The 18,926-nt window shown below is 41.4% G+C and carries 25 protein-coding genes and 1 pseudogene; 23 read left to right on the forward strand and 3 right to left on the reverse strand.

The genetic code is table 11. The features are described from left to right. Positions 1-18: 18 nt before the first annotated feature. The 5 genes from rhaB to NST74_RS11240 all read left to right on the forward strand — a co-directional run bounded on the left by rhaB (position 19) and on the right by NST74_RS11240 (position 4,656). A complete protein-coding gene (rhaB, locus tag NST74_RS11220; protein ID WP_341112075.1) occupies positions 19-1,506 on the forward strand; it encodes a rhamnulokinase in 1,488 nt (495 codons plus the stop codon). Positions 1,507-1,642: 136 nt separating this feature from the next. Beyond that, a complete protein-coding gene (locus tag NST74_RS11225) occupies positions 1,643-1,951 on the forward strand; it encodes a hypothetical protein (RefSeq protein WP_341112076.1) in 309 nt (102 codons plus the stop codon). A 185-nt stretch (positions 1,952-2,136) separates the two neighbouring features. After that, positions 2,137-3,411 (forward strand): L-rhamnose isomerase, encoded by a 1,275-nt coding sequence (rhaA, locus tag NST74_RS11230; RefSeq protein ID WP_341112077.1) that lies wholly within the window; start codon positions 2,137-2,139, stop codon positions 3,409-3,411. 117 nt (positions 3,412-3,528) lie between these two features. After that, positions 3,529-4,167 (forward strand): Vat family streptogramin A O-acetyltransferase, encoded by a 639-nt coding sequence (locus NST74_RS11235; protein ID WP_341112079.1) that lies wholly within the window; start codon positions 3,529-3,531, stop codon positions 4,165-4,167. 111 nt (positions 4,168-4,278) lie between these two features. Next, entirely contained in the window at positions 4,279-4,656 is a 378-nt protein-coding gene (locus NST74_RS11240) for a YkvA family protein (protein WP_042126581.1), read from the forward strand. Positions 4,657-4,672: 16 nt separating this feature from the next. Here NST74_RS11240 and NST74_RS11245 read toward each other — a convergent pair whose 3' ends face one another. Further along, positions 4,673-5,065, reverse strand: a complete 393-nt coding sequence (locus tag NST74_RS11245; RefSeq protein WP_341112080.1) for a winged helix-turn-helix transcriptional regulator — start codon at positions 5,063-5,065, stop codon at positions 4,673-4,675. A 150-nt stretch (positions 5,066-5,215) separates the two neighbouring features. Between NST74_RS11245 and NST74_RS11250 the strand changes: the two genes are divergently transcribed. The 13 genes from NST74_RS11250 to NST74_RS11310 all read left to right on the forward strand — a co-directional run bounded on the left by NST74_RS11250 (position 5,216) and on the right by NST74_RS11310 (position 12,333). Further along, positions 5,216-5,890: an NAD(P)H-dependent oxidoreductase gene (locus NST74_RS11250; protein ID WP_341112081.1), complete on the forward strand. Its 675-nt coding sequence runs from the start codon at positions 5,216-5,218 to the stop codon at positions 5,888-5,890. A 210-nt stretch (positions 5,891-6,100) separates the two neighbouring features. Beyond that, positions 6,101-6,511 (forward strand): CidA/LrgA family holin-like protein, encoded by a 411-nt coding sequence (locus NST74_RS11255; RefSeq protein ID WP_042126587.1) that lies wholly within the window; start codon positions 6,101-6,103, stop codon positions 6,509-6,511. Then, positions 6,511-7,197, forward strand: a complete 687-nt coding sequence (locus NST74_RS11260; RefSeq protein WP_042126588.1) for an LrgB family protein — start codon at positions 6,511-6,513, stop codon at positions 7,195-7,197. Before NST74_RS11255 ends, NST74_RS11260 begins: the two co-directional genes overlap by 1 nt. Positions 7,198-7,288: 91 nt before the next feature. Continuing rightward, complete coding sequence (locus NST74_RS11265) at positions 7,289-7,468, forward strand: hypothetical protein (protein WP_042126589.1); 180 nt, start codon at positions 7,289-7,291, stop codon at positions 7,466-7,468. Positions 7,469-7,645: 177 nt separating this feature from the next. Continuing rightward, positions 7,646-7,834, forward strand: a complete 189-nt coding sequence (locus NST74_RS11270; protein WP_042126591.1) for a hypothetical protein — start codon at positions 7,646-7,648, stop codon at positions 7,832-7,834. 162 nt (positions 7,835-7,996) lie between these two features. Next, on the forward strand, positions 7,997-8,563 hold the full coding sequence (locus NST74_RS11275; RefSeq protein ID WP_341112085.1) for a putative ABC transporter permease: 567 nt from the start codon (positions 7,997-7,999) through the stop codon (positions 8,561-8,563). 147 nt (positions 8,564-8,710) lie between these two features. Beyond that, positions 8,711-9,175 (forward strand): DUF523 domain-containing protein, encoded by a 465-nt coding sequence (locus tag NST74_RS11280; protein ID WP_341112088.1) that lies wholly within the window; start codon positions 8,711-8,713, stop codon positions 9,173-9,175. Between the two features lie 19 nt (positions 9,176-9,194). Continuing rightward, complete coding sequence (locus NST74_RS11285; protein ID WP_156114777.1) at positions 9,195-9,383, forward strand: hypothetical protein; 189 nt, start codon at positions 9,195-9,197, stop codon at positions 9,381-9,383. A gap of 210 nt (positions 9,384-9,593) precedes the next feature. Further along, complete coding sequence (locus NST74_RS11290; RefSeq protein ID WP_042132081.1) at positions 9,594-10,067, forward strand: NUDIX domain-containing protein; 474 nt, start codon at positions 9,594-9,596, stop codon at positions 10,065-10,067. 18 nt (positions 10,068-10,085) lie between these two features. After that, entirely contained in the window at positions 10,086-10,673 is a 588-nt protein-coding gene (locus NST74_RS11295; RefSeq protein ID WP_341112089.1) for a histidine phosphatase family protein, read from the forward strand. Further along, positions 10,670-11,095, forward strand: a complete 426-nt coding sequence (locus NST74_RS11300) for a hypothetical protein (protein WP_341112090.1) — start codon at positions 10,670-10,672, stop codon at positions 11,093-11,095. The genes NST74_RS11295 and NST74_RS11300 overlap by 4 nt, the downstream gene beginning before the upstream one ends. Before the next feature lie 9 nt (positions 11,096-11,104). Then, positions 11,105-11,515, forward strand: a complete 411-nt coding sequence (locus NST74_RS11305; protein ID WP_341112091.1) for a ribosomal maturation YjgA family protein — start codon at positions 11,105-11,107, stop codon at positions 11,513-11,515. A gap of 26 nt (positions 11,516-11,541) precedes the next feature. Beyond that, positions 11,542-12,333, forward strand: coding sequence for a lipid II flippase Amj family protein (locus NST74_RS11310; protein ID WP_341112092.1), 792 nt, complete (start codon positions 11,542-11,544; stop codon positions 12,331-12,333). Positions 12,334-12,353: 20 nt separating this feature from the next. On the opposite strand, the gene NST74_RS11315 is transcribed toward NST74_RS11310, so the two are convergent. Beyond that, entirely contained in the window at positions 12,354-13,130 is a 777-nt protein-coding gene (locus tag NST74_RS11315) for a hypothetical protein (RefSeq protein ID WP_341112093.1), read from the reverse strand. Between the two features lie 197 nt (positions 13,131-13,327). On the opposite strand from NST74_RS11315, the gene NST74_RS11320 reads away from it, so the two are divergent. Both NST74_RS11320 and NST74_RS11325 read left to right on the forward strand, forming a co-directional pair. Further along, positions 13,328-14,185, forward strand: coding sequence for an SDR family oxidoreductase (locus NST74_RS11320; RefSeq protein WP_341112094.1), 858 nt, complete (start codon positions 13,328-13,330; stop codon positions 14,183-14,185). A gap of 368 nt (positions 14,186-14,553) precedes the next feature. Then, positions 14,554-14,955 carry a DUF4265 domain-containing protein gene (locus NST74_RS11325; RefSeq protein ID WP_341112095.1) on the forward strand — a complete coding sequence of 134 codons (402 nt, stop codon included), beginning with the start codon at positions 14,554-14,556 and terminating at the stop codon, positions 14,953-14,955. Positions 14,956-15,088: 133 nt separating this feature from the next. Here the strand turns inward: NST74_RS11325 and NST74_RS11330 are convergent. Then, positions 15,089-15,929: pseudogene (locus tag NST74_RS11330) on the reverse strand (alpha/beta hydrolase). A 208-nt stretch (positions 15,930-16,137) separates the two neighbouring features. On the opposite strand from NST74_RS11330, the gene lepB reads away from it, so the two are divergent. The 3 genes from lepB (at position 16,138) to NST74_RS11345 (ending at position 18,920) form a co-directional block, all read left to right on the forward strand. Continuing rightward, complete coding sequence (gene lepB, locus NST74_RS11335) at positions 16,138-16,635, forward strand: signal peptidase I (protein ID WP_341112096.1); 498 nt, start codon at positions 16,138-16,140, stop codon at positions 16,633-16,635. A gap of 126 nt (positions 16,636-16,761) precedes the next feature. Next, positions 16,762-17,799, forward strand: coding sequence for an HD-GYP domain-containing protein (locus NST74_RS11340; protein WP_042126607.1), 1,038 nt, complete (start codon positions 16,762-16,764; stop codon positions 17,797-17,799). A 260-nt stretch (positions 17,800-18,059) separates the two neighbouring features. Further along, positions 18,060-18,920, forward strand: coding sequence for an alpha/beta fold hydrolase (locus NST74_RS11345; protein ID WP_341112097.1), 861 nt, complete (start codon positions 18,060-18,062; stop codon positions 18,918-18,920). Positions 18,921-18,926 lie beyond the last annotated feature (6 nt).

Consider the following 18,926-nt stretch of genomic DNA (forward strand, 5'->3'; position numbering starts at 1 on the left):
AAGGAGTGTTGTTTAAGAATGAATGCTGGGGCACATAAACAGGGTCAGAATCATATTGCTATTGATATTGGAGCCTCTAGTGGGAGAGTCGTTTGCGGAACCTTGCAAGAACCGGAAGAAACCTTATCATTAACAGAAATTCACCGTTTTAGTAATGGATTCGCTGAGAAGAAGGGTAATCTTTATTGGGACGTCGATTATTTATTTGCTGAAATTGTAAAAGGCTTGCAGAAGGCGAAGTCAAAAGGAATTGAGCATTGTACCGTCGGAATTGATACTTGGGCTGTGGATTACGTACTTCTAGATCAGAAGGGGACACGAATTCATGAAGTTTTTTCTTATCGTGATTCCCGAACGGATAAAGCGGTACAAAGCCTTCATCGCAATATATCAACTGAAAGCGTTTACGAAAAGACGGGGATACAAGTTCTCCCTATTAATACACTGTACCAGCTGTATGTGCATGATCAGGTAGAGCTGGAAGCAGCACATTCCATCCTTTTGGTCCCTGATTATCTCTACTATCGGCTTACGGGACGAAGAATTAGTGAAATCACGAATGCTTCAACCACAGGTCTGCTGAATTTGTATACTCGGGATTATGACGCTGATCTCCTGGCACTACTTGGTCTTTCAAAAGAACAATTTCCACCCTTAACGGAACCTGGTGAACAAATTGGCGGATTGACTGATGACTTGACGGCACGCGGTGATCTTCCAGTTTGTGAGTTCATAGCAGTAGCCACTCATGATACAGCATCGGCTGTACTAGGCGTTCCTGCAAGTAGCGATAGTTGGGGATTTCTCAGTAGTGGTACTTGGTCACTCATCGGGGTGGAGCGGGATTCAGCAATTACAAGTCCAGAGGCGATGGAGCGCAATTATACAAACGAATGGGGAGCCTTCGGCTCGTTTCGTTTTCTTAAGAACATTATGGGGATGTGGCTGATCCAAAAGGTTCGTGAGGAATATGGAGGGCAGTACAGCTTCGGCGAACTGGTAGAATTGGCAGCGCAAGAAATTCCTTTTAGATCCATCATCTACTGCAATGATGAACGATTCATGAATCCATCCAACATGGTTAGCGAGATACAGAGCTATTGTGCGGAAGTCGGACAGGTGGTACCAAAGACACCAGGGGAGATTGCCAGATGTGTGTTTGACAGTCTTGCTCTTTCTTATTATTTCTACGTTCAGGATCTTCAGCTATTGACCGGTGAAAAATGGGAGCGGCTGCATATCGTAGGTGGTGGAGCGAACAACGGATTGCTATGCCAGATTGCGGCCGATTTGCTAGAGATGGAAATTTACGCTGGACCAACGGAATCAACCGCATTAGGTAATGTGGTTATGCAAATGATCAGTATAGGCGCGGTCGCAGATATTAAAGAAGCAAGAGAAATTATATATCGCTCATTTGATGTAACAACTTATCTTCCACAAATGATGGATTCCACCCTGAAAACCGCAGCATTAGCAGAATTTGCTCGGCTACAGGTCGTATAAGAGTAACTAATAAAGTAACCGAGAATATATGGGATGACTATTAGATAGCTATGGATGAGCAAAAGAAGGGTATAAATCCCCCTCATTGAGCTTAAAAAGGGGAAAACGAGTAAAAGAGGTACAAAAATCCCCTACATTGAGCGAAAAAAGCGGAAAACGAGCAAAAGAGGGGTATAAATGCCCCACATTGAGCGCAAAAAGCGGAAAACGAGCAAAAGAGGTGTATAAATCCCCCTCATTGAGCGCAAAAAGCGGAAAACGAGCAAAAGAGGGGTATAAATGCCCCTCATTGAGTGCAAAAAGCGGAAAACGAGCTAAAGAGGTACAAAAATCCCCTACATTGAGTGCAAAAAGCGGAAAACGAACAAAAGAAGGGTATAAATGCCCCTCATTGAGCGTAAAAAGCGGAAAACGAGCAAAAGAGGTGTATAAATCCCCCTCATAGAGCGCAAAAAGCGGAAAACGAGTAAAAGAAGGGTATAAATCCCCCTTATTGAGCGCAAAAAGCGGAAAACGAACAAAAGAGGTGTATAAATGCCCCTCATTGAACGCAAAAAGCGGAAAACGAACTAAAGAGGGGTATAAATCCCCCTAAATGAAATCACTAAGACAAGATCAGGAGGCTCAAGCATGGAGCAGAGTACAGAAAGCTTAAAGAGCATTCAGACGAGCTATAATGAAGCGAAAAAGCTCTACGCACAGCACGGCATTGATGTAGATAAAGTATTAGAACAGCTTGCGGCAATCAAAATTTCATTGCACTGTTGGCAAGGAGACGATGTAAAGGGCTTCATGAATAAGGAAAAGGAACTCAGCGGCGGGATCGCGGTCACGGGCAGTTACCCGGGGCGGGCTAGGAATCCGGAGGAGCTACGGCGTGATTTGGAGCAGGCCTTAGCGCTTATCCCAGGCCGTCATAAAGTTAATCTACATGCTATTTATGCCGATACGAAAGAGACAGTAGATCTTGATGCGCTAGAGCCTAAGCATTTTGAAAGATGGGTGAACTGGGCTAAGGAGCAGGGACTTGGATTAGATTTCAATCCCACTTGCTTCTCTCATGAAAAAGCTAATGATGGCTTCACACTAAGCCACCCGGATCCTGAAATACGCAACTTCTGGATTTCTCATTGCAAGGCTGCACGCCGAATCTCAGAATCTTTCGGGCAGGCGCTAGGTCAGCCTTGTGTGACTAATTTCTGGGTTCCAGATGGATATAAAGATACACCGATCGACCGTCTATCGCCGAGGGTACGACTTCAGCAATCACTGGATGAGATTTTCAGCGAGGAGATCGATCCGCAATATAACATTGATGCAGTAGAAAGTAAGCTGTTTGGAATTGGCTCAGAAAGTTATGTGGTGGGCTCGCATGAATTTTATATGGGGTATGCGCTAAGCCGGGGCAAAGCGTTTTGCTTTGATGCTGGGCATTTCCATCCGACCGAGACCATTTCGAACAAACTATCGTCTTGGCTGCTGTTTGGTGATCAATTGCTGCTGCATGTTAGCCGCCCAGTACGCTGGGATAGTGATCATGTGGTGACAATGGATGATGAACTGCTAGAGATTGCCCGTGAACTAGTTAGAGGTCAATTTCTAGACAGGACTCATATCGGACTTGATTTCTTTGACGGAAGTATTAATCATATTGCTGCTTGGGTGATCGGAACACGGAACACTATCAAAGCCTTGTTACGTGCAATGCTGGAACCGATAGAGCTATTGAAGCAAATTGAACTGGATGGGGATTATACTACGAGACTTGCACTTGTGGAGGAATTGAAATCTTATCCATTCGGAGCTGTTTGGGATTATTATTGTGCGACGCATGGTGTGCCTGTCCGTGAAAGTTGGCTGAGCGATGTGAAGCAATATGAAGTAGAGGTTTTATCGAAGCGATAAAGTAGTTGTAATGGCGGTTACCACACGGTAGCCGCTTTTTATGTTCATGATTCGTACTTATTTGAAAAGGCTTCCGATCTCTGCTATGTTTTATCAAAAAGAGAGAGAGGCGTTACTATGGAGAAATATGGACCGAATCCGAATGCACTCTATCCAAATGAACAGATCAAAAGCATCTGTTACATCAAAAATGTGATTACTAGAAACAATATTCTGGTTGGCGATTATACGTATTATGATGATATAGACGGTCCGGAAAAGTTTGAGGAGCATGTGACGCATCATTATGATTTTATTGGCGATAAGCTTATTATCGGGAAGTTCTGCGCGATTGCCAAAGGCGTTGAATTTATCATGAACGGTGCGAACCATCGAATGAATTCGGTTACGACCTATCCTTTTAATATTATGGCTAATGGGTGGGAGCATGCAGTTCCAGAACTATCAGATCTACCTTATAAAGGAGATACAGTGATCGGTAACGATGTGTGGATTGGGCAGAATGTTACGGTTATGCCTGGTGTACATATTGGAAATGGAGCGGTTATCGCGGCTAATTCAACGGTTGTGAAAGATATCCCGGCTTATAGTGTGGCTGGAGGAAATCCCTGTAAAGTGATTAGACAACGCTTTGATGCTGAATTGATCGAATATCTTGAAGGGATTAAGTGGTGGGATTGGGATGCCGAGCGAATCTTTAATAATCTTGAAGCGTTATGCAGCAGTGATTTGAATAAAATTAAAGAAATCAAATGATATTGTGTAAGTTTCATAGAACAAGCTATAGTTTATTTAAGAGATATATATTATAGCTGAGGGTATACTGACAGTATGTACTTCATATGAACCTTGCGGAGGGACAATTTAATGAAGAAAGATGATGACATGAACACAGCGGAGCTCACAGCAGAGAGGTTTCCATACAGCAAAAAAAATGAGGAATTGGTAACTCGGAATTTTTGGACAAAAACTAAAAAGTTCGCAGGTAAGATTCCATTTACTAAAGATGCTATCGCGATGTATTATTGTGCCGTCGATGCGAAGACCCCTTTGTGGGCAAAAGGAATTGCTTTCGGTGCATTGGCTTATTTTATTTCCCCTATAGATGCGATACCAGATGCGATTCTCGGCCTTGGATTTACAGATGATGCAGCGATCATTGCAGCTGGTATTAAAGCGATATCCGGTCAGGTAACCAACGAACATAAGGAAAAGGCCGAAGCGTTTTTTAATGATGGAAAATAAAAGGTGCAGCTGTGAGCTACACCGTAATATCTGTACCTTCAGGACAGCTTTCTATGGGAAGCTGTTTTGTTTTGTAAACCTCGCCCCAGTCTTTCATGAGTTTAATAATGGGAATGAGTGTCTCACCAAATTCAGTTAACGAGTATTCAACTTTCGGGGGAACCTGATGGTAGACCTCGCGGTGAACAACCCCATCTTCTTCCAGCTCTCTAAGCTGCAGGGTCAGCATACGTTGAGTAATGCCTGGGCAGATTCGGCGGAATTCGTTAAAACGTTTCGTTCCATCGATCAAGTGATAGATAAGAATGCCCTTCCATTTCCCTCCTATAACATCAAGCGTAAATTCCACAGGGCAAGCTTCCTTATTGCTGTTAGGGTAATTTCCAAAGCCACCTTTTCGGTCACGCATTGCCGCTCAACTCCCATGGTATCATTTTGTATACTACATAACATTAATGTGCGTACTTTTAAAGAAGTAATATATATTCTAATATTAAGCATGTGATCGGCAAACAGTCAAATGGTCGTCGATTCTAACCAAGTAAAGGGAGTGTGACTCATGGATACTTTGTCTTTAAACAAGAATGAAATCCTGTCTGCCTACCAGTTCAGACATGCAACTAAAGAATTTGATAGTCATAAAAAAATAAGTGAGTCAGACTTTCAGTTTATTCTAGAAACAGGACGTCTGTCACCAAGTTCATTCGGATTCGAGCCTTGGCGTTTTATCGTAGTACAAAGTCCAGAAATTCGCGAGAAATTACGTGCTTATGCTTGGGGAGCACAAAAGCAATTGCCAACCGCAAGTCATTTTGTATTGATTCTTTCACGTCTTCCTAAAGATATGGCTGCTGATTCAGATTATATTAAAGGGGTCATGGAGCATGTGCAGGAGCTACCTCCAGAAGTGAGGGAAGGGAAAGGTAATATGTACGATAAGTTCTTGAAGGTTGATTTCGGATTGATGGAGAATGAACGTGCAATGTTCGAATGGAGCTGCCGGCAGAGTTATATAGCCCTTGGTAATATGATGACATCAGCGGCTTTAATCGGAATCGATTCTTGCCCAATGGAAGGTTTTGATAAAACAAAGATTGAGCAGCTCCTTGCAGAAGAGGGGATTATGGATGCTGAGCATTTCGGAATCTCCTGTATGGTAGCCTTTGGATATCGTTTAAATGAACCACGTGGCAAAACAAGACAAGTCGCTGAGCAAGTCGTTCAGTGGGTTTAATTAAGCTGGAATCTCATTCTTGAGCTGCATAATGAACAGACCTAACCTGCAAAGTCTCCGGCGTTCTGGAGATCATGCAGGTTATTTTTGTTTATTTCTTACAAGATTCGAAAAGTAATTGAAATTTTCATGAAAACTCTGATACTCTTATTAAGGTGACCTATTTTTAAGCTTTACCGAGTTAATTTAATAATGAAGGGATCCTGCATCATGAAAATCATTCGCATTATTATTCAAGTGTTCGTGCTTTATTTATTCTATTTGGCTGGAGACTTTCTGCAAAAGCAGCTGCATCTCCCCGTTTCTGGGAGTATCGTCGGATTACTGCTGCTCTTTGTTTTATTGTTATTCAAGATCGTACCTGTGAAATGGATTGAAGAGGGTGCAACAACAATATTAGCTTACCTTCCGTTATTTTTTATTCCAGCGACGGCTGGGATCGTGAAGCATATGGATATTTTCAGTGGAAGAGGTTTGCTATTAATCCTGATTCTTATCGTTAGCAGCGTCCTCACAATTGCAGCGGCAGCACATACCAGTCAATGGCTTTCAACCTTGAAAGGCAAGAGCAGAGCGGGCTGGAGCAGCAAGAGCTTAGGCAAAGAGGGGAAGGAAATATAATGTTTTTTATCGCGACAGGAATTGTCCTGCTTAATGTTGCTATTTATTTGATGATGTCCGTAATATATAGACGTTTTCGCTTTCCTGTACTGATTCCCGCGTTAACAGCAACAGCCCTTGTTGTAGCCATACTTTTATATTTTAATATTCCATATGATACATATATGATAGGCGGTCAGTGGATTAATAAGCTGCTCGGTCCAGCTGTTGTAGCGCTAGCTTACCCATTGTATAAGCAACGTAATGTATTAGTGGAGAACCTCCCGGCCATCCTTGGGGGGGCGATTGTAGGTCTGTTATTAGGGATGTTTAGTGGTTTGCTTTTAGCGGCTGGCCTAGGATTCTCTGAAATGTATGTTCTGTCCATATTGCCAAAATCCATCACAACGCCTGTAGCGATACAGATCTCAAATGGTTTAGGTGGGGATTCTTCGCTAACTTCTGTATTTGTAATGATTGCCGGATTTACGGGCGCGATTGGTGGTCCTTTCATCATAAAGCTGTTTAAGATAAGAAGTGAGATCGGCATTGGAATCGGTTTAGGTACTGGCTCTCATGCGCTAGGAACTGCAAAGGCGCTGGAATACGGTGAAAAGTCAGTTTCAATGAGCTCCGTAGCGATGACCGTTTGTGCTATTGTCGGTTCATGTATCGGTCCGCTGGTAGCTTGGATCATGTACCCTTAAATTCATTCATCGTTACTATGTTTGCAAAACACTCCATCGGGTAACTATAACTAAGGAACAAATAAAGCAAAGCACCTGAGGAGGATTTCACATGTCAGATTATTCTCAAGATGAAGCGGAAATCCGCAACAAGGAAAATAAAGACGGCGATTCATTAGCTGAAATTAAGAAGATGGAGAATGGTGTGGACATCGAGCCAGAAGCAGACGATTGGGTAGCCAAGCCTGCAGAGTCCTCGCATCCTGATCCGCTTCCTAACGATTTGGACTAAATGATTCGGAAGACAGGCTGTCCTTCATTGGGCAGTCTGTTTTTCTTGAGATCATTTTAGCAATTATTGTATAATGAATTCAGGTACAACCTCATCAGAGAGTTTTCTCCAAGTTCTTAGTAGCATTTTCGCAAATTTCACAGATCTCAGCCATTCTTGTAGCAGGGAGGAAATGAAATGCGTAGTCGGAATGAGAACAGCCGATATCGGCAAAAACGCGGTGAGGCGCTAGCAGGCAACTTTGAGAAAAAGTATGGTTCAAACTTTGGCGTGCGTAGTGAAATTACGACGGATACGTTAAAGAAACAAGACAACAATCAGCCGCTGATACCGGCTCAGAATCCTGAAGAACAGCTTAAACCATAAGCGTGGAAGGATAGAGAATCCGCTTCACTCTTTATATTTTGTAATGAAGACATAACCCTTGGGTTATGTCTTTTTTGCGTGCATATCTTCTGAAGGATTAAGGCATAATAGGGCCGGATGGATATTTAAGAAAATAATGACAACAAGGAGCGGTGTATAAACATGATGACTTCTATATTTTCTTCAAGCGGAGATACTGCGATGGCAGTGGTGGGTCAGTATTTTTTTTATTTTATGGTCTACTCTTTTTTAGGTTGGGTATTGGAAGGTACATATAACTTATATAGCAATGGAAGCTTTCGCAAAGAGGGGTTTCTAAAAGGTCCCTTTAAGCCCATGTATGGATTCGCACCACTGCTTCTACTGATTGCCAGAGACTTAACTCTGCCTTTCCCGATGTTCCTCCTTCTAGCGTTAGTCATTCCTTCAGCTGTTGAATATATAAGTGGTTGGTTGCTGAAGAGCGTGTTTCAAAAGCAATGGTGGGATTATTCAGAAATGTCTTATCAACTGCAAGGGCATATTTGCCTTCGTTTCTCTCTATATTGGTGGGCGTTATCGGTAGCTTGTGTGTATGGGATTCAGCCATTTATGGAGCGTTTATATTCTCTTGTCCAAAATGTTTGGGCAATTATATTTCCTTTGGCGGGTCTTTACCTTATGGCGGATTTATTGTGGACTTGCTGGAGTCGGTATCGGAGTGAAAAGAGCCCCCAATATCAAGATTAAAATGAGTTCTATATGGACATTGTGAGCATTCTTTTGTGTATGAAGCACAAACATTTCAAGGACAAGCCTCTCAATCTTGCATATCAGTTTTGTGTCGTAAATAATATAGCCATATATTAAATACTAGACGGACTGGTGGAGATAACGATGACAGGGAAGATTCTAGTAAGCGCATGTCTGTTAGGACATAAAGTACGTTATGATAATGGTGATGTGCCGTGTCTAGATGCCCGTTTCCTGAAGTGGTATGAGGAAGGACGTTTTGTCCATATTTGTCCTGAGGTAGTCGGTGGGTTACCAACGCCTCGCCCCGATGCTCAGCGGCAAGGTGAGCGGGTAGTGACGGGTGCAGGTGCAGATGTTACAGAACCCTTTATGAAAGGTGCTCAAGCAACGCTGAAGCTGGCTACAGAACATCAAGTTGCGTTAGCGATTTTGAAACAGGATAGTCCTTCTTGTGGTAGTCTGTATATTTATGATGGAACATTTATGGATACGAAGATGTCAGGAGAAGGTACAACTACGGAGTTATTACGGCAGAATGGGTTTAAGGTGTTCGGTGAAGATCAACTAGATGAAGTGGAGAAAGAACTAGCCCGGATGGATGGGTAAGTCATTCTTAAAGTCATAAATGGAACTCATGCTACATAATGTGTATAAGGGAAACGAAGCAGTGTCCTTGGGAGAGGAATTGCCGTCCGAAGAGCCATCCTTTATTTGGGATTGGAGGCGGACGCAGATGAGTATTGATCAGCTCATTTCATTGCTCGTTCTTGTCATTATGATCGTACAGCTTGCCGGCTACAAAGGGAAACATTAAGTTCAAAGTCTCACCTCATTGTAACTGCTTCCGGACCTCAGAAACTATTGAGCCGTTCGGAAGCTTTTTTTGTTCCACGCTAAGCATATTGCCGAATCTAAAGGATTCCATCACAGAGATGTCTAATATATACATAATGTGGGTTTTTGGGAAGCTGGAGGAAAATAGGATGATGTTCTACTAAACGGTGTGAAAGGATGGATGAATAGCGTGCCGATGTCTGAGTATTATCAGGAGATCCGAGGAAAAGTGGGATCAGAGTTATTAATGATGCCCTCCGTAGCTGCAGTAATAAGAAATAAAGAAGATGATATTCTATTTATTCGCAAACCTGAAGAGTCCTTGTGGGGATTGCCAGCAGGAGCCATCGAGCCAGGGGAACGTCCGGGAAGAACTTTGCGCAGAGAAGTATATGAAGAGACTGGATTAATGGTAAATCCTACTTCCATTCTTGGGGTTTTTGGTGGAGGGAAATATAGATACGAATATAACAATGGAGACCAGGTGGAATATACAGTCATCGTATTTGAGTGTTCTATCATCCGTGGAACACTGAGAGCAATGGATGGAGAAGTCGAAGAATTTAAGTTCTTTAAAGAGAGTGAGCTGCCCGAGATGGCCATTCCCTATCCAGTGGAGATTTTCAAGAAAGACCGTGAGGCAGCAAAAACGATATTTGAATAAGCAGGAGAGGAGTTACTCATGAAGACTTTTATTTATATGATTAGGCACGCAGTATCACCTTTTGTGCTTGGAGATGAAAGGGAACGAGGATTATCTGATAAAGGGCATGAGGATGCTTATAGAATTAAAGAAATATTGGCGGAGGAGGAGATCACACATTTTATCTCCAGTCCTTATAGACGAGCCATAGATACGGTTAAGTATTTGGCTGAGGCTTCGGATCATGAGATTGAGCTATATGAGGAGCTTAGAGAAAGAGCTATCGCAAGCATGGAGTTTGAGATCAGTGAACAAGAATATCTTCAGGGAATACGGACCTCATTCACAGACTTACAATATAAAATGCCGGATGGAGAGAGTACTCAGGAAGCTCAAGAGCGTGCGATTCCAATCATAAAAGAATTGATCCGGCAAAATAAAGGCAGTAAAATCGCACTTGGTACGCACGGGAATATCATGACCATTATCCTGAATTACTTCAATAAAGAGTATGGTTATGAGTTCTTTGAACAGACTTCCAAACCAGATATTTATAAGTTGGAATTTGATGAATTAGAGCTTACTAGTGTGGAACGAATGTGGAATCCCGAAGCGCTGAGTAAATGAGATATTTTATTAAGCTCAATGTATTAAGCGCATTTTATGCCTTTATGTTGTTTGTCGTCATAGGGCTACTAGTGAATATTTATCGAATCAGTAGAATTTCGGGCTTGGAGCTGGGTAAAGTGGATAACTTGCTGCTTATCTTCATGCTTGTATTATTTATATTTTCTTCTATAGGGTTTGTTTGGATTACAAAAAAATATTTGAACGGTAAAAAATCCAAATATTTCACTGCGATCCTGTGGTATCCCTATTTGTTTCTGTTCGTTAATTTATTTGCAATATGGTTCCCAATTACAGAAGCTGCGGATAAACCAGCACCGGTAACTGGACTGATCATAATAGGGGCCATGATTATTTATCCGTTTTATATTGTGATCATTAATATTATCGCAAGCATAAACTTCAAGTCAGACGCTGGATAGAGGATGAAAATGAGAGTTAATGCTCTGAAAGAAAGACTTTTTTATGGATGCATCTGCCTAATTGTTATTGCACTGGGTTTAAGCTCTAGAGTATTCTCGGAACATCTGCCTTTGTTTGTATCGAGACATTTTGGAGACGCACTTTGGGGCAGCATGGTTTACTTTATGTTTCGCGTACTACTAGTGAACAGGAAGCTATGGATTGCTTTTATGTGGAGTCTGATGTTTAGCTTCGGCATAGAATTCAGCCAGCTATATCAAGCGGAGTGGATCAATAGCATCCGGGCCACTGTACTCGGTGGATTAATTCTCGGAAAAGGGTTCCTATGGGTTGACCTTGTTAGATATGGCGTTGGAATTTTACTTTCTTATGGATTGGATCAATACTTTCACCCAAAACAGTATCGAGTAGATAAATAGCTTTCTCATTGGAGATGAACCTACAAATGGTTAATAGTTTGATTGTAGTATGCTTGCTTACAATGATTATTCATACCGCAGAAACCTTATCGTATTCGGTAAGATACGCCGGAGTGAAGCTGAATAAAATAGCTATTGCTTTGTCTCTGACAGGCATTATTGTTCTCGTGTCAAGAACCGCAAACATGATTCAAGCTCCACTGACGGCTAAATTCGTAGACTACGCCAAATTGCATCCTGATTTTCCGCTTATTAATTATTTGAGAATTATTCTGTTAGCTTCATCATTAGGCACTTTAATTGCAATTGCCGTGTTTCCTACCTTTGTGGGTCTTTTTGGTAGAATCATATCTAAGCTTGAGATCGAAGGTTCTATTCCCAAGCTGCTTACGAGCGTAACCATTGGGCAGTTAAAGAATACAAGAAAATACATAAGAAAACCAAAAGTGAATCTATATAACTTCAGATACCTGGGAATTCCTAAACGGTTTATTGTCATGAATGTTTTTGTTACAGCATTCTATACGGTCGGTGTATTGGCTTCTCTGTATGCTGCCAAGTTAGTTCCTGAATTCAGCACTACTGCCTCTCAAGCTTCTGGACTAATTAACGGATTAGCAACCATATTGCTCACCGTATTTATCGACCCGCAGCTTGGTCTTATTACTCATAAGGCTACTGAAAATATAGAATATCGCAACCAGCTTGGAAAAATATATGTCTTCTTGATGGGCTCCAGATTTCTAGGGACATTGCTAGCCCAATTGCTGATCGAGCCCGCAGCCGGATTCATCAGTTTACTGGTAAAACTGATTTAAGGAATGGCGAACCGGTCTACTTATGGAAGCTTAGATTCTGCCGCGCGCAAAGCTAGTGCTATCTTCTGCTCCCAGCTGTAAATATTTTGCTGCATGGCATGAACTCGTATCATTTGATCATAGGATGCTCTCAATTCTGTTGCTGCTATAATCGCATCTCCTTGTTTTACAGCCGATTTGTAGTGTTTATCTGCTTCTGATCGAACTTTCTGTGCTGCAGTGATATTTTTACTCTCGGCGGTAATTTGCTTCTTCAAAGCTGTGATCGGTGCCAGCGCATCTTTGATAGGTTTGAGCTTAGTAGCGGTTTGCTTACGAGCGGTTGCCAACGCGTCTGTCTTTGCCTTGATTTCAGTTCTGGCGATGGTTACCGCAGCCTTGAGCTTATTGCGTCTCAGGTCAAGGAGAGTGGCGGTCTTAAAGTCTTTAGCTTTCTTCGCTGCAGCAGATTGCTTACTGAGTGTACTGTATTGTTCCAGGAGGGGAGCGTGCTTCTTTTGAACAGTTGTGGCTTCAGAAGATAACCGACTCAGCAGAGCCTGATCTGTTGATTCTATGACTGTGTGAATAGATTTCAGTGTTTCATTGTTCTGCTTGCGCAGCATCTGGATTTTTGAGCTATCAGACTTGAGGGCAGCTTGAAGAGAGGTATAATTACCATGGAGACCGTTAATGTCATTTAACGCAGAATCCCAATCTGTACCTGCAGCAGCCATCGGAAGGTTGCTAATGAGGAGAGCTACTACAAGGATGAATTGGACGAACCTTTTAAAACAACTAAATTTGTGAATTATCAATCGTTTCAGCTCCTTAATTAGTTTATGTGTGCAAAAAAGCACCTCCAAGATAGGCATGATTGCCTGTCTTGCGAGGTGCTTCTCCCGCACAGAATATAAATGATGCAATCACTATAACTTGAAATTAATGGATAGTCAACCCTTAAATAGAACATTAGTTTGCTTTTTGGAATAATGAAACATAAGGAGAGTTAAATATGAATTCACATCTAGATCGAATGCAGGATCGAGTGGCCTTAATAACCGGAACCTCTAGTGGATTTGGACTGCTCACAGCCCTCAAACTAGCTGGACAGGGATTCAAAGTTGTAGCAACCATGCGCGATTTGAGTCGTAAAGGTGAGCTCGAACAGCAGGCAGAGCAAGCAGGACTCTTAAAGCAGCTTCATTTCATGACTATGGATGTAACTGATAGTGATTCTATAGAAGCGACTATATCCTCAGTGCATGATACATTTGGAAGAATTGATGTTCTGGTTAATAATGCAGGTTTTGCTATAGGCGGCTTCATAGAAGAGATAACTATGGAGGAATGGCGCCAGCAAATGGAGACGAATTTTTTCGGATTAGTGGCGGTGACAAAAGCTGTGCTGCCAGTGATGCGAGAACAGAGAAGTGGTACGATTATTAACGTGGGGAGCATAAGCGGGTTGTCCGGGTTTCCGGGGTATGCTCCATATGCAGCTTCCAAATTTGCAGTAGAAGGATTCAGTGAAAGTCTGCGTCATGAAATGTCTCCTTATGGAATACGTGTAGTATTAATTGAACCTGGCTCTTTCCGTACCCCGATTTGGGGAAAGGGAATAGGACAAATCCGTCGAAGCGAGAATTCTCCTTACAGAAAACGTCTGGATGCAGTGCTACGATATTCCAAACATACCGCTGAAACTGCACCAGATCCAAGTCAAGTCGCAGATCTTATCGGTCGTATTACTGAAATGAAGTCACCAAGGCTTCGGTACCCTATCGGCAAAGGCACCCGGATCTTGATCTTAGGCAAAACGCTGCTCCCGTGGAAATGGCTGGAGAGAATTATTGCGAAAGAATTGAGGTGATGGAATGGAGCAATCCATAAACTTAACAATCATTAAACTCATTGGATATGTATCCAGTTTGATGACCGTTTTTTTATGGTTTATATTTATATTCATTAATCCTTATGCTGAGGTAACGAATCAATCCAGTATTATAATGAGTATGCTAATGCTGGTGTTGCCGGCCGGATTACTAGCGATAGGCATCTCTTTAAACAGAAGTCTTCTCATGCTCCTCGCCTTTATTTGGAGTTTTCCCTACAGTTTGTATATGTTTTTGACGCCAGGTATCTTCAGATTGTTTGGGGTTACAAGCTTAATGTATTTATTGTGTTTTGTGTTATTTAGAATCATCAAGATCAGACTTTGATAAGAATTGAGGTGTGCCGATGCTAGATTCGTCAGGACTGCATATTTGTTTCGATCCAGCAGGCCGTGAAATTGAAATCCTTGATGTAACTCCAGTTGGTAAAGATAAATACCGCATCGAAGAGACGCCGATTTTTAATCCAGGTGTTACAATGGGTGATATTATACGAGTGAAGGAAGAACAAGGAATCTTTTATTATCAGGAAACGGTACAGAAATCTCATTTTAGAAGGTACGCCTGGCTCCTCAGTAAAGAAGCTGTTGATTCAGCAGCCATTTCTGCTTTTAAACAACGGATCACGGATAATGAAGGGAAATGTGAACAAATCTTTGGTGGTTTGATAGTCATTCATATTCCTAAGAATACTTTGATTGATGTTGATGGGGAAATGAATCGAATCATTGAGCGGTTTGAGAAGTGAAGGTACGTAAATATAAACGAAGTATGAATAAGAAAAAATACTGCGTCATGAAATGCAAGGAAGCTTGCACATGATGCAGCAGCATGGAGAATAGGTGAAACGGTTTAGACAATCTGAGCGATACAATCTATACTTATTTTATTTCTTTCATAAATGTCTTAAAATTTTCGGCGATTTCTTTTGATTTGGTATGGTGCAGATAATGTCCTGTATCAAGTTTTACCAATTTTCCTTGTACGGAATTTTTGACTTGCTCTTCATGCAATGATATCCAATCTTTTAAGAGAGTATCATCCCCTTGTACAAAGAGCAAAAGGGGAATATCCTTTGGAAAAGTTGAATTTAGAGCCCTTTTATAATTAGAAGACCTATGTCCCATTTCATTTAAGTGAGTGTAATTATAAGTGTTTCTAAGCGTAAACAATCTCAATTGTTCTTTAGTTTCATCATCAAACGGCAATCCAGCATAGGGGTTTCCACTTGATTTCAATACCAATCTGCCCAAGCCTGATTTTCTAAGTAGTTTTAATTTTCCTGTTGGTATTTTAACATCTATCCTGTCTTTCGTTGCAATACTGTTATCAATCCCGACAAATGCGCTCACTTCGTTTGGATATTTGTTCACATAATTCATACTGTACATACCGGAAATAGAGTGTGCCATTAGAATATAACGGTCAATCATAAGCTGCTTTACAGCTTCATGTATTTCACTTACAATATTTTCCGTGGTTCGTTCTTTTTCAGTTCTATCACTTAATCCATAACCGAAAGGCTCGATCACGACAACTATGTAAAATGGAGATAGTTCATCTATTAGCAGCTTAAAATCAAGTCCCGGCATAAGGTTGTATTCTAGCTTGGTCCGATTTATTGAAGAAAATATTAGCGACAAAAACAGTCACTAGAAAAAGTACTATTGCGGTAGCTAAAGCCCCTAAGGAAAGAAGTGTAATTCGAAGCGGCTTATTCATCCTTTTTTTCGTAGCTTCTTCCTTTGGTTTCACGCGTATCTTCACCTGTCCTCATCAGTTATTCTGGCTATCCTAAAGACTCGCCAAAGAAAGCTTACCCGATGAAGGTGAACCCTACATGACGACAATATGAACTGAATATGAATGAGCGAAAAAAAGCTGCAGCACCGAACAAAGAGTATATAAAATGAATATGAGGTGAGCGATTATGTTGAAATTTATCAAACAATATTTGCCTAGTATTGCTATCGCAGTGGTCATTTCTTTGTTTGTAAGAACTTATGTTGCTGAAGCCATGAAGGTTCCCACGGGCTCTATGATCCCTACAATTGAAATTAATGACCGACTAATCGTTGAAAAAATGTTATGGATGACCACACTTGATCATGGAGATATCGTTGTGTTTACGCCGCCGGTAGCAGGCGATGAGAATAAAAGATATGTGAAGCGGTTGATAGGGCTACCAGGCGATACCATTGAAATTAAAGATGGAGCACTTTACAGAAACGGAGCGGAGATCAATGAGCCCTATCTTAATGAGCGGATGGACTATACTTTTGGACCCGTTACGGTTCCGGCGGACCATTACTTTTTTCTCGGAGATAACCGGAATATAAGCTATGATGCTCATCTTTGGGCTACTCCTTTTGTAGCGAAGGATCAGTTGATCGGAAAAGTGATCGCGGACTTTAGTATTCCTTTTTAGGTGAAGTCGCAGGGGTCTTTTGAACTAATTATGAGTGTTAATGAGACTTTAACCATATTGTGACTTTGGAAGAATTTAGCTATCCTTAAGGTAAAATATACCTATACATAGGAAGGGTGCTGAATTTTGAAAGCTCATGTCACAGATCTAAAACATGGCGATTGTCTTATGATGGACACTTTCAATAGTGTTGGCCTACATGTGCTCCCGAAGGGGACCATTGTCTACAAAGAAGAAATCACCCTCCTGATGAGACATCGTATCGATTATGTCGATATTGAACCTCGCAGCATAGCGATGGATAATGAAGGGATGAATTTGGAGCAAAGTCTGAATGGGAATTTTGATCTTGTGATCCAAAACTATGAGTCTATTTTTCTAGAAGCACTCAGCAAGGGCAGTTTCACGCAGTCAGATGTAGATCTTACGCTGCAGCCCTTGCTGGAAAAAATGGATGAGCATAAGGATGTAGTGTCCTTATTACTGTTGCTTGAGCGGGAGGACGTTGGTACATACAATCATTCTTTGCAGGTCGGACTGTTATCTTTTTACATAGCGACTTGGTTAGGTTATACCAAAGAAGAACGCTACGAGATTAGCCGGGCTGGGTATCTACACGACATAGGAAAAAGCCAGATCGACCCTTCTATCTTGAATAAGGCAGGAAACTTAACCTCTGAGGAAACGGAAGAACTAAAACGTCATACTACATATGGATACGATATTATTCTTAAATCTATGAATGACGAGAAGACTGCACTGGTGGCGCTTCAGCATCATGAATTTGAGGATGGGACAGGTTATCCTAATATGCTTCGTAAGACGGACCTGCACCCGTATACACTGATCGTGGCTGTCGCTAATGCTTACGTTGGGATGACCTCAACAAGAGCGAATCAACCAAAACAGGGGCTAATAACCGTTCTGCGCAAGGTGCATGAGCTAGGCTTTGGTAAACTGAATGGAAATGCGGTACAAGCTTTGATTGGACATTTATTGCCGAACTTTGTAGGTAAAAATGTTCAGCTTAGCAATGGAGAGCAAGGTACGATTATTATGAATAATCCTTTGGATATTTTTAAGCCGTTAGTGAAAGTAGATGAAACTACGTTTAGGGATTTATCCAAGGAGCGTAATTTGACTGTTGAAGAAGTATTTATTTAATGAATAATTTCGTTACCCAATTAGGCTATCCCCTTGGTCGCTAAGATCGGGAGATAGTCTTTTTGTGTTATAATCGAAACTGGGTTCAAAACCCATAGTAACGAATAGGAGAGTGCTTATCGTGATTATCAAGTTCATTCGTTTGCGTTAAATCGAGGTACAATTCAATGATACCATCATCCATTTATTTTAAAATGTGACCGGTCTTATTTAAGTGTGCAATCTTTGATTACCAAATTCGAATGAAATGAGGATTAACAATGAGCGAAAAGATATTTAAAGTAAACGGTATTGAACTATGTTCGGAGAGTTTTGGAGACTCCAGCAATCCTGCAATATTACTGATTATGGGTGCCACATGTTCTATGGTTTATTGGGATGAGGAGTTTTGTCAACGATTAGCAGATACAGGACGATATGTTATAAGGTATGATAATCGGGATGTGGGACGTTCTGTTGTTTATGAACCTGGGAGTTCCAATTATACAGTGCTTGATATGGCCGATGATGCTGCTGGGTTACTTGACGCTTATAATATAGAACAGGCAAATATCGTTGGGATGTCCTTAGGGGGTATGATTGCACAAGTTCTTGCTATTCGCCATCCTCAGAAAGTTCTAACCTTAACATTGATCGCATCTAGTATTTTTGAATCTGATGATAATGAGCGGAACTTGCCTCCAATGGATGAGAGGATTCTCGCTTTTCATGCGGGTGGAGCTACTCTGGATTGGTCAGATGAAGAAGCGGTAGCAGATTACTTGGTTTCCGGTTCGAGCATACTTTGTGGTTCAAAACATAAATTCGATGAGAAAAGAGCGTATAAACAAGTTAGGATGGAAATAAAACGTGCAAACAACTTACTTAGCATGTTTAATCATGCTCTTCTAACAGGGGTAGATGACTACGAAGGTAAGGCGAAAAATATCGTAGTTTCTACATTAGTTATTCACGGTACAGAAGACAGCGTACTTCCTTTAGAGCATGGCTTGGCGCTTGCCGAAGAAATTCCTAATGTGTCACTACTTACCCTAGAAGGAACGGGTCACGAAGTTCACCCTGATGATTGGGAAACCATAATTAAAGCTATTTCGAATCATACTCTAGGCGGTAAAGCTTAACGAGGT

This window comes from Paenibacillus sp. FSL F4-0125, assembly GCF_038008565.1.
In the GTDB taxonomy this organism is placed as follows: Bacteria; Bacillota; Bacilli; order Paenibacillales; family Paenibacillaceae; genus Paenibacillus_AQ.

Bases quoted from the DNA above. Each gene is read 5' to 3' on its own strand.
- rhaA (WP_341112077.1), top strand. From the start codon at position 2,137: ATGGAGCAGAGTACAGAAAGCTTAAAGAGCATTCAGACGAGCTATAAT.
- NST74_RS11275 (WP_341112085.1), top strand. From the start codon at position 7,997: ATGATGACTTCTATATTTTCTTCAAGCGGAGATACTGCGATGGCAGTG.
- NST74_RS11265 (WP_042126589.1), top strand. From the start codon at position 7,289: ATGTCAGATTATTCTCAAGATGAAGCGGAAATCCGCAACAAGGAAAAT.
- NST74_RS11305 (WP_341112091.1), top strand. From the start codon at position 11,105: ATGAGAGTTAATGCTCTGAAAGAAAGACTTTTTTATGGATGCATCTGC.
- NST74_RS11320 (WP_341112094.1), top strand. From the start codon at position 13,328: ATGAATTCACATCTAGATCGAATGCAGGATCGAGTGGCCTTAATAACC.
- NST74_RS11245 (WP_341112080.1), bottom strand. From the start codon at position 5,065: ATGCGTGACCGAAAAGGTGGCTTTGGAAATTACCCTAACAGCAATAAG.
- NST74_RS11250 (WP_341112081.1), top strand. From the start codon at position 5,216: ATGGATACTTTGTCTTTAAACAAGAATGAAATCCTGTCTGCCTACCAG.
- NST74_RS11285 (WP_156114777.1), top strand. From the start codon at position 9,195: ATGGAACTCATGCTACATAATGTGTATAAGGGAAACGAAGCAGTGTCC.
- NST74_RS11280 (WP_341112088.1), top strand. From the start codon at position 8,711: ATGACAGGGAAGATTCTAGTAAGCGCATGTCTGTTAGGACATAAAGTA.
- NST74_RS11270 (WP_042126591.1), top strand. From the start codon at position 7,646: ATGCGTAGTCGGAATGAGAACAGCCGATATCGGCAAAAACGCGGTGAG.
- rhaB (WP_341112075.1), top strand. From the start codon at position 19: ATGAATGCTGGGGCACATAAACAGGGTCAGAATCATATTGCTATTGAT.
- NST74_RS11295 (WP_341112089.1), top strand. From the start codon at position 10,086: ATGAAGACTTTTATTTATATGATTAGGCACGCAGTATCACCTTTTGTG.
- lepB (WP_341112096.1), top strand. From the start codon at position 16,138: ATGTTGAAATTTATCAAACAATATTTGCCTAGTATTGCTATCGCAGTG.
- NST74_RS11345 (WP_341112097.1), top strand. From the start codon at position 18,060: ATGAGCGAAAAGATATTTAAAGTAAACGGTATTGAACTATGTTCGGAG.
- NST74_RS11255 (WP_042126587.1), top strand. From the start codon at position 6,101: ATGAAAATCATTCGCATTATTATTCAAGTGTTCGTGCTTTATTTATTC.
- NST74_RS11310 (WP_341112092.1), top strand. From the start codon at position 11,542: ATGGTTAATAGTTTGATTGTAGTATGCTTGCTTACAATGATTATTCAT.
- NST74_RS11240 (WP_042126581.1), top strand. From the start codon at position 4,279: ATGAAGAAAGATGATGACATGAACACAGCGGAGCTCACAGCAGAGAGG.
- NST74_RS11260 (WP_042126588.1), top strand. From the start codon at position 6,511: ATGTTTTTTATCGCGACAGGAATTGTCCTGCTTAATGTTGCTATTTAT.
- NST74_RS11325 (WP_341112095.1), top strand. From the start codon at position 14,554: ATGCTAGATTCGTCAGGACTGCATATTTGTTTCGATCCAGCAGGCCGT.
- NST74_RS11300 (WP_341112090.1), top strand. From the start codon at position 10,670: ATGAGATATTTTATTAAGCTCAATGTATTAAGCGCATTTTATGCCTTT.
- NST74_RS11235 (WP_341112079.1), top strand. From the start codon at position 3,529: ATGGAGAAATATGGACCGAATCCGAATGCACTCTATCCAAATGAACAG.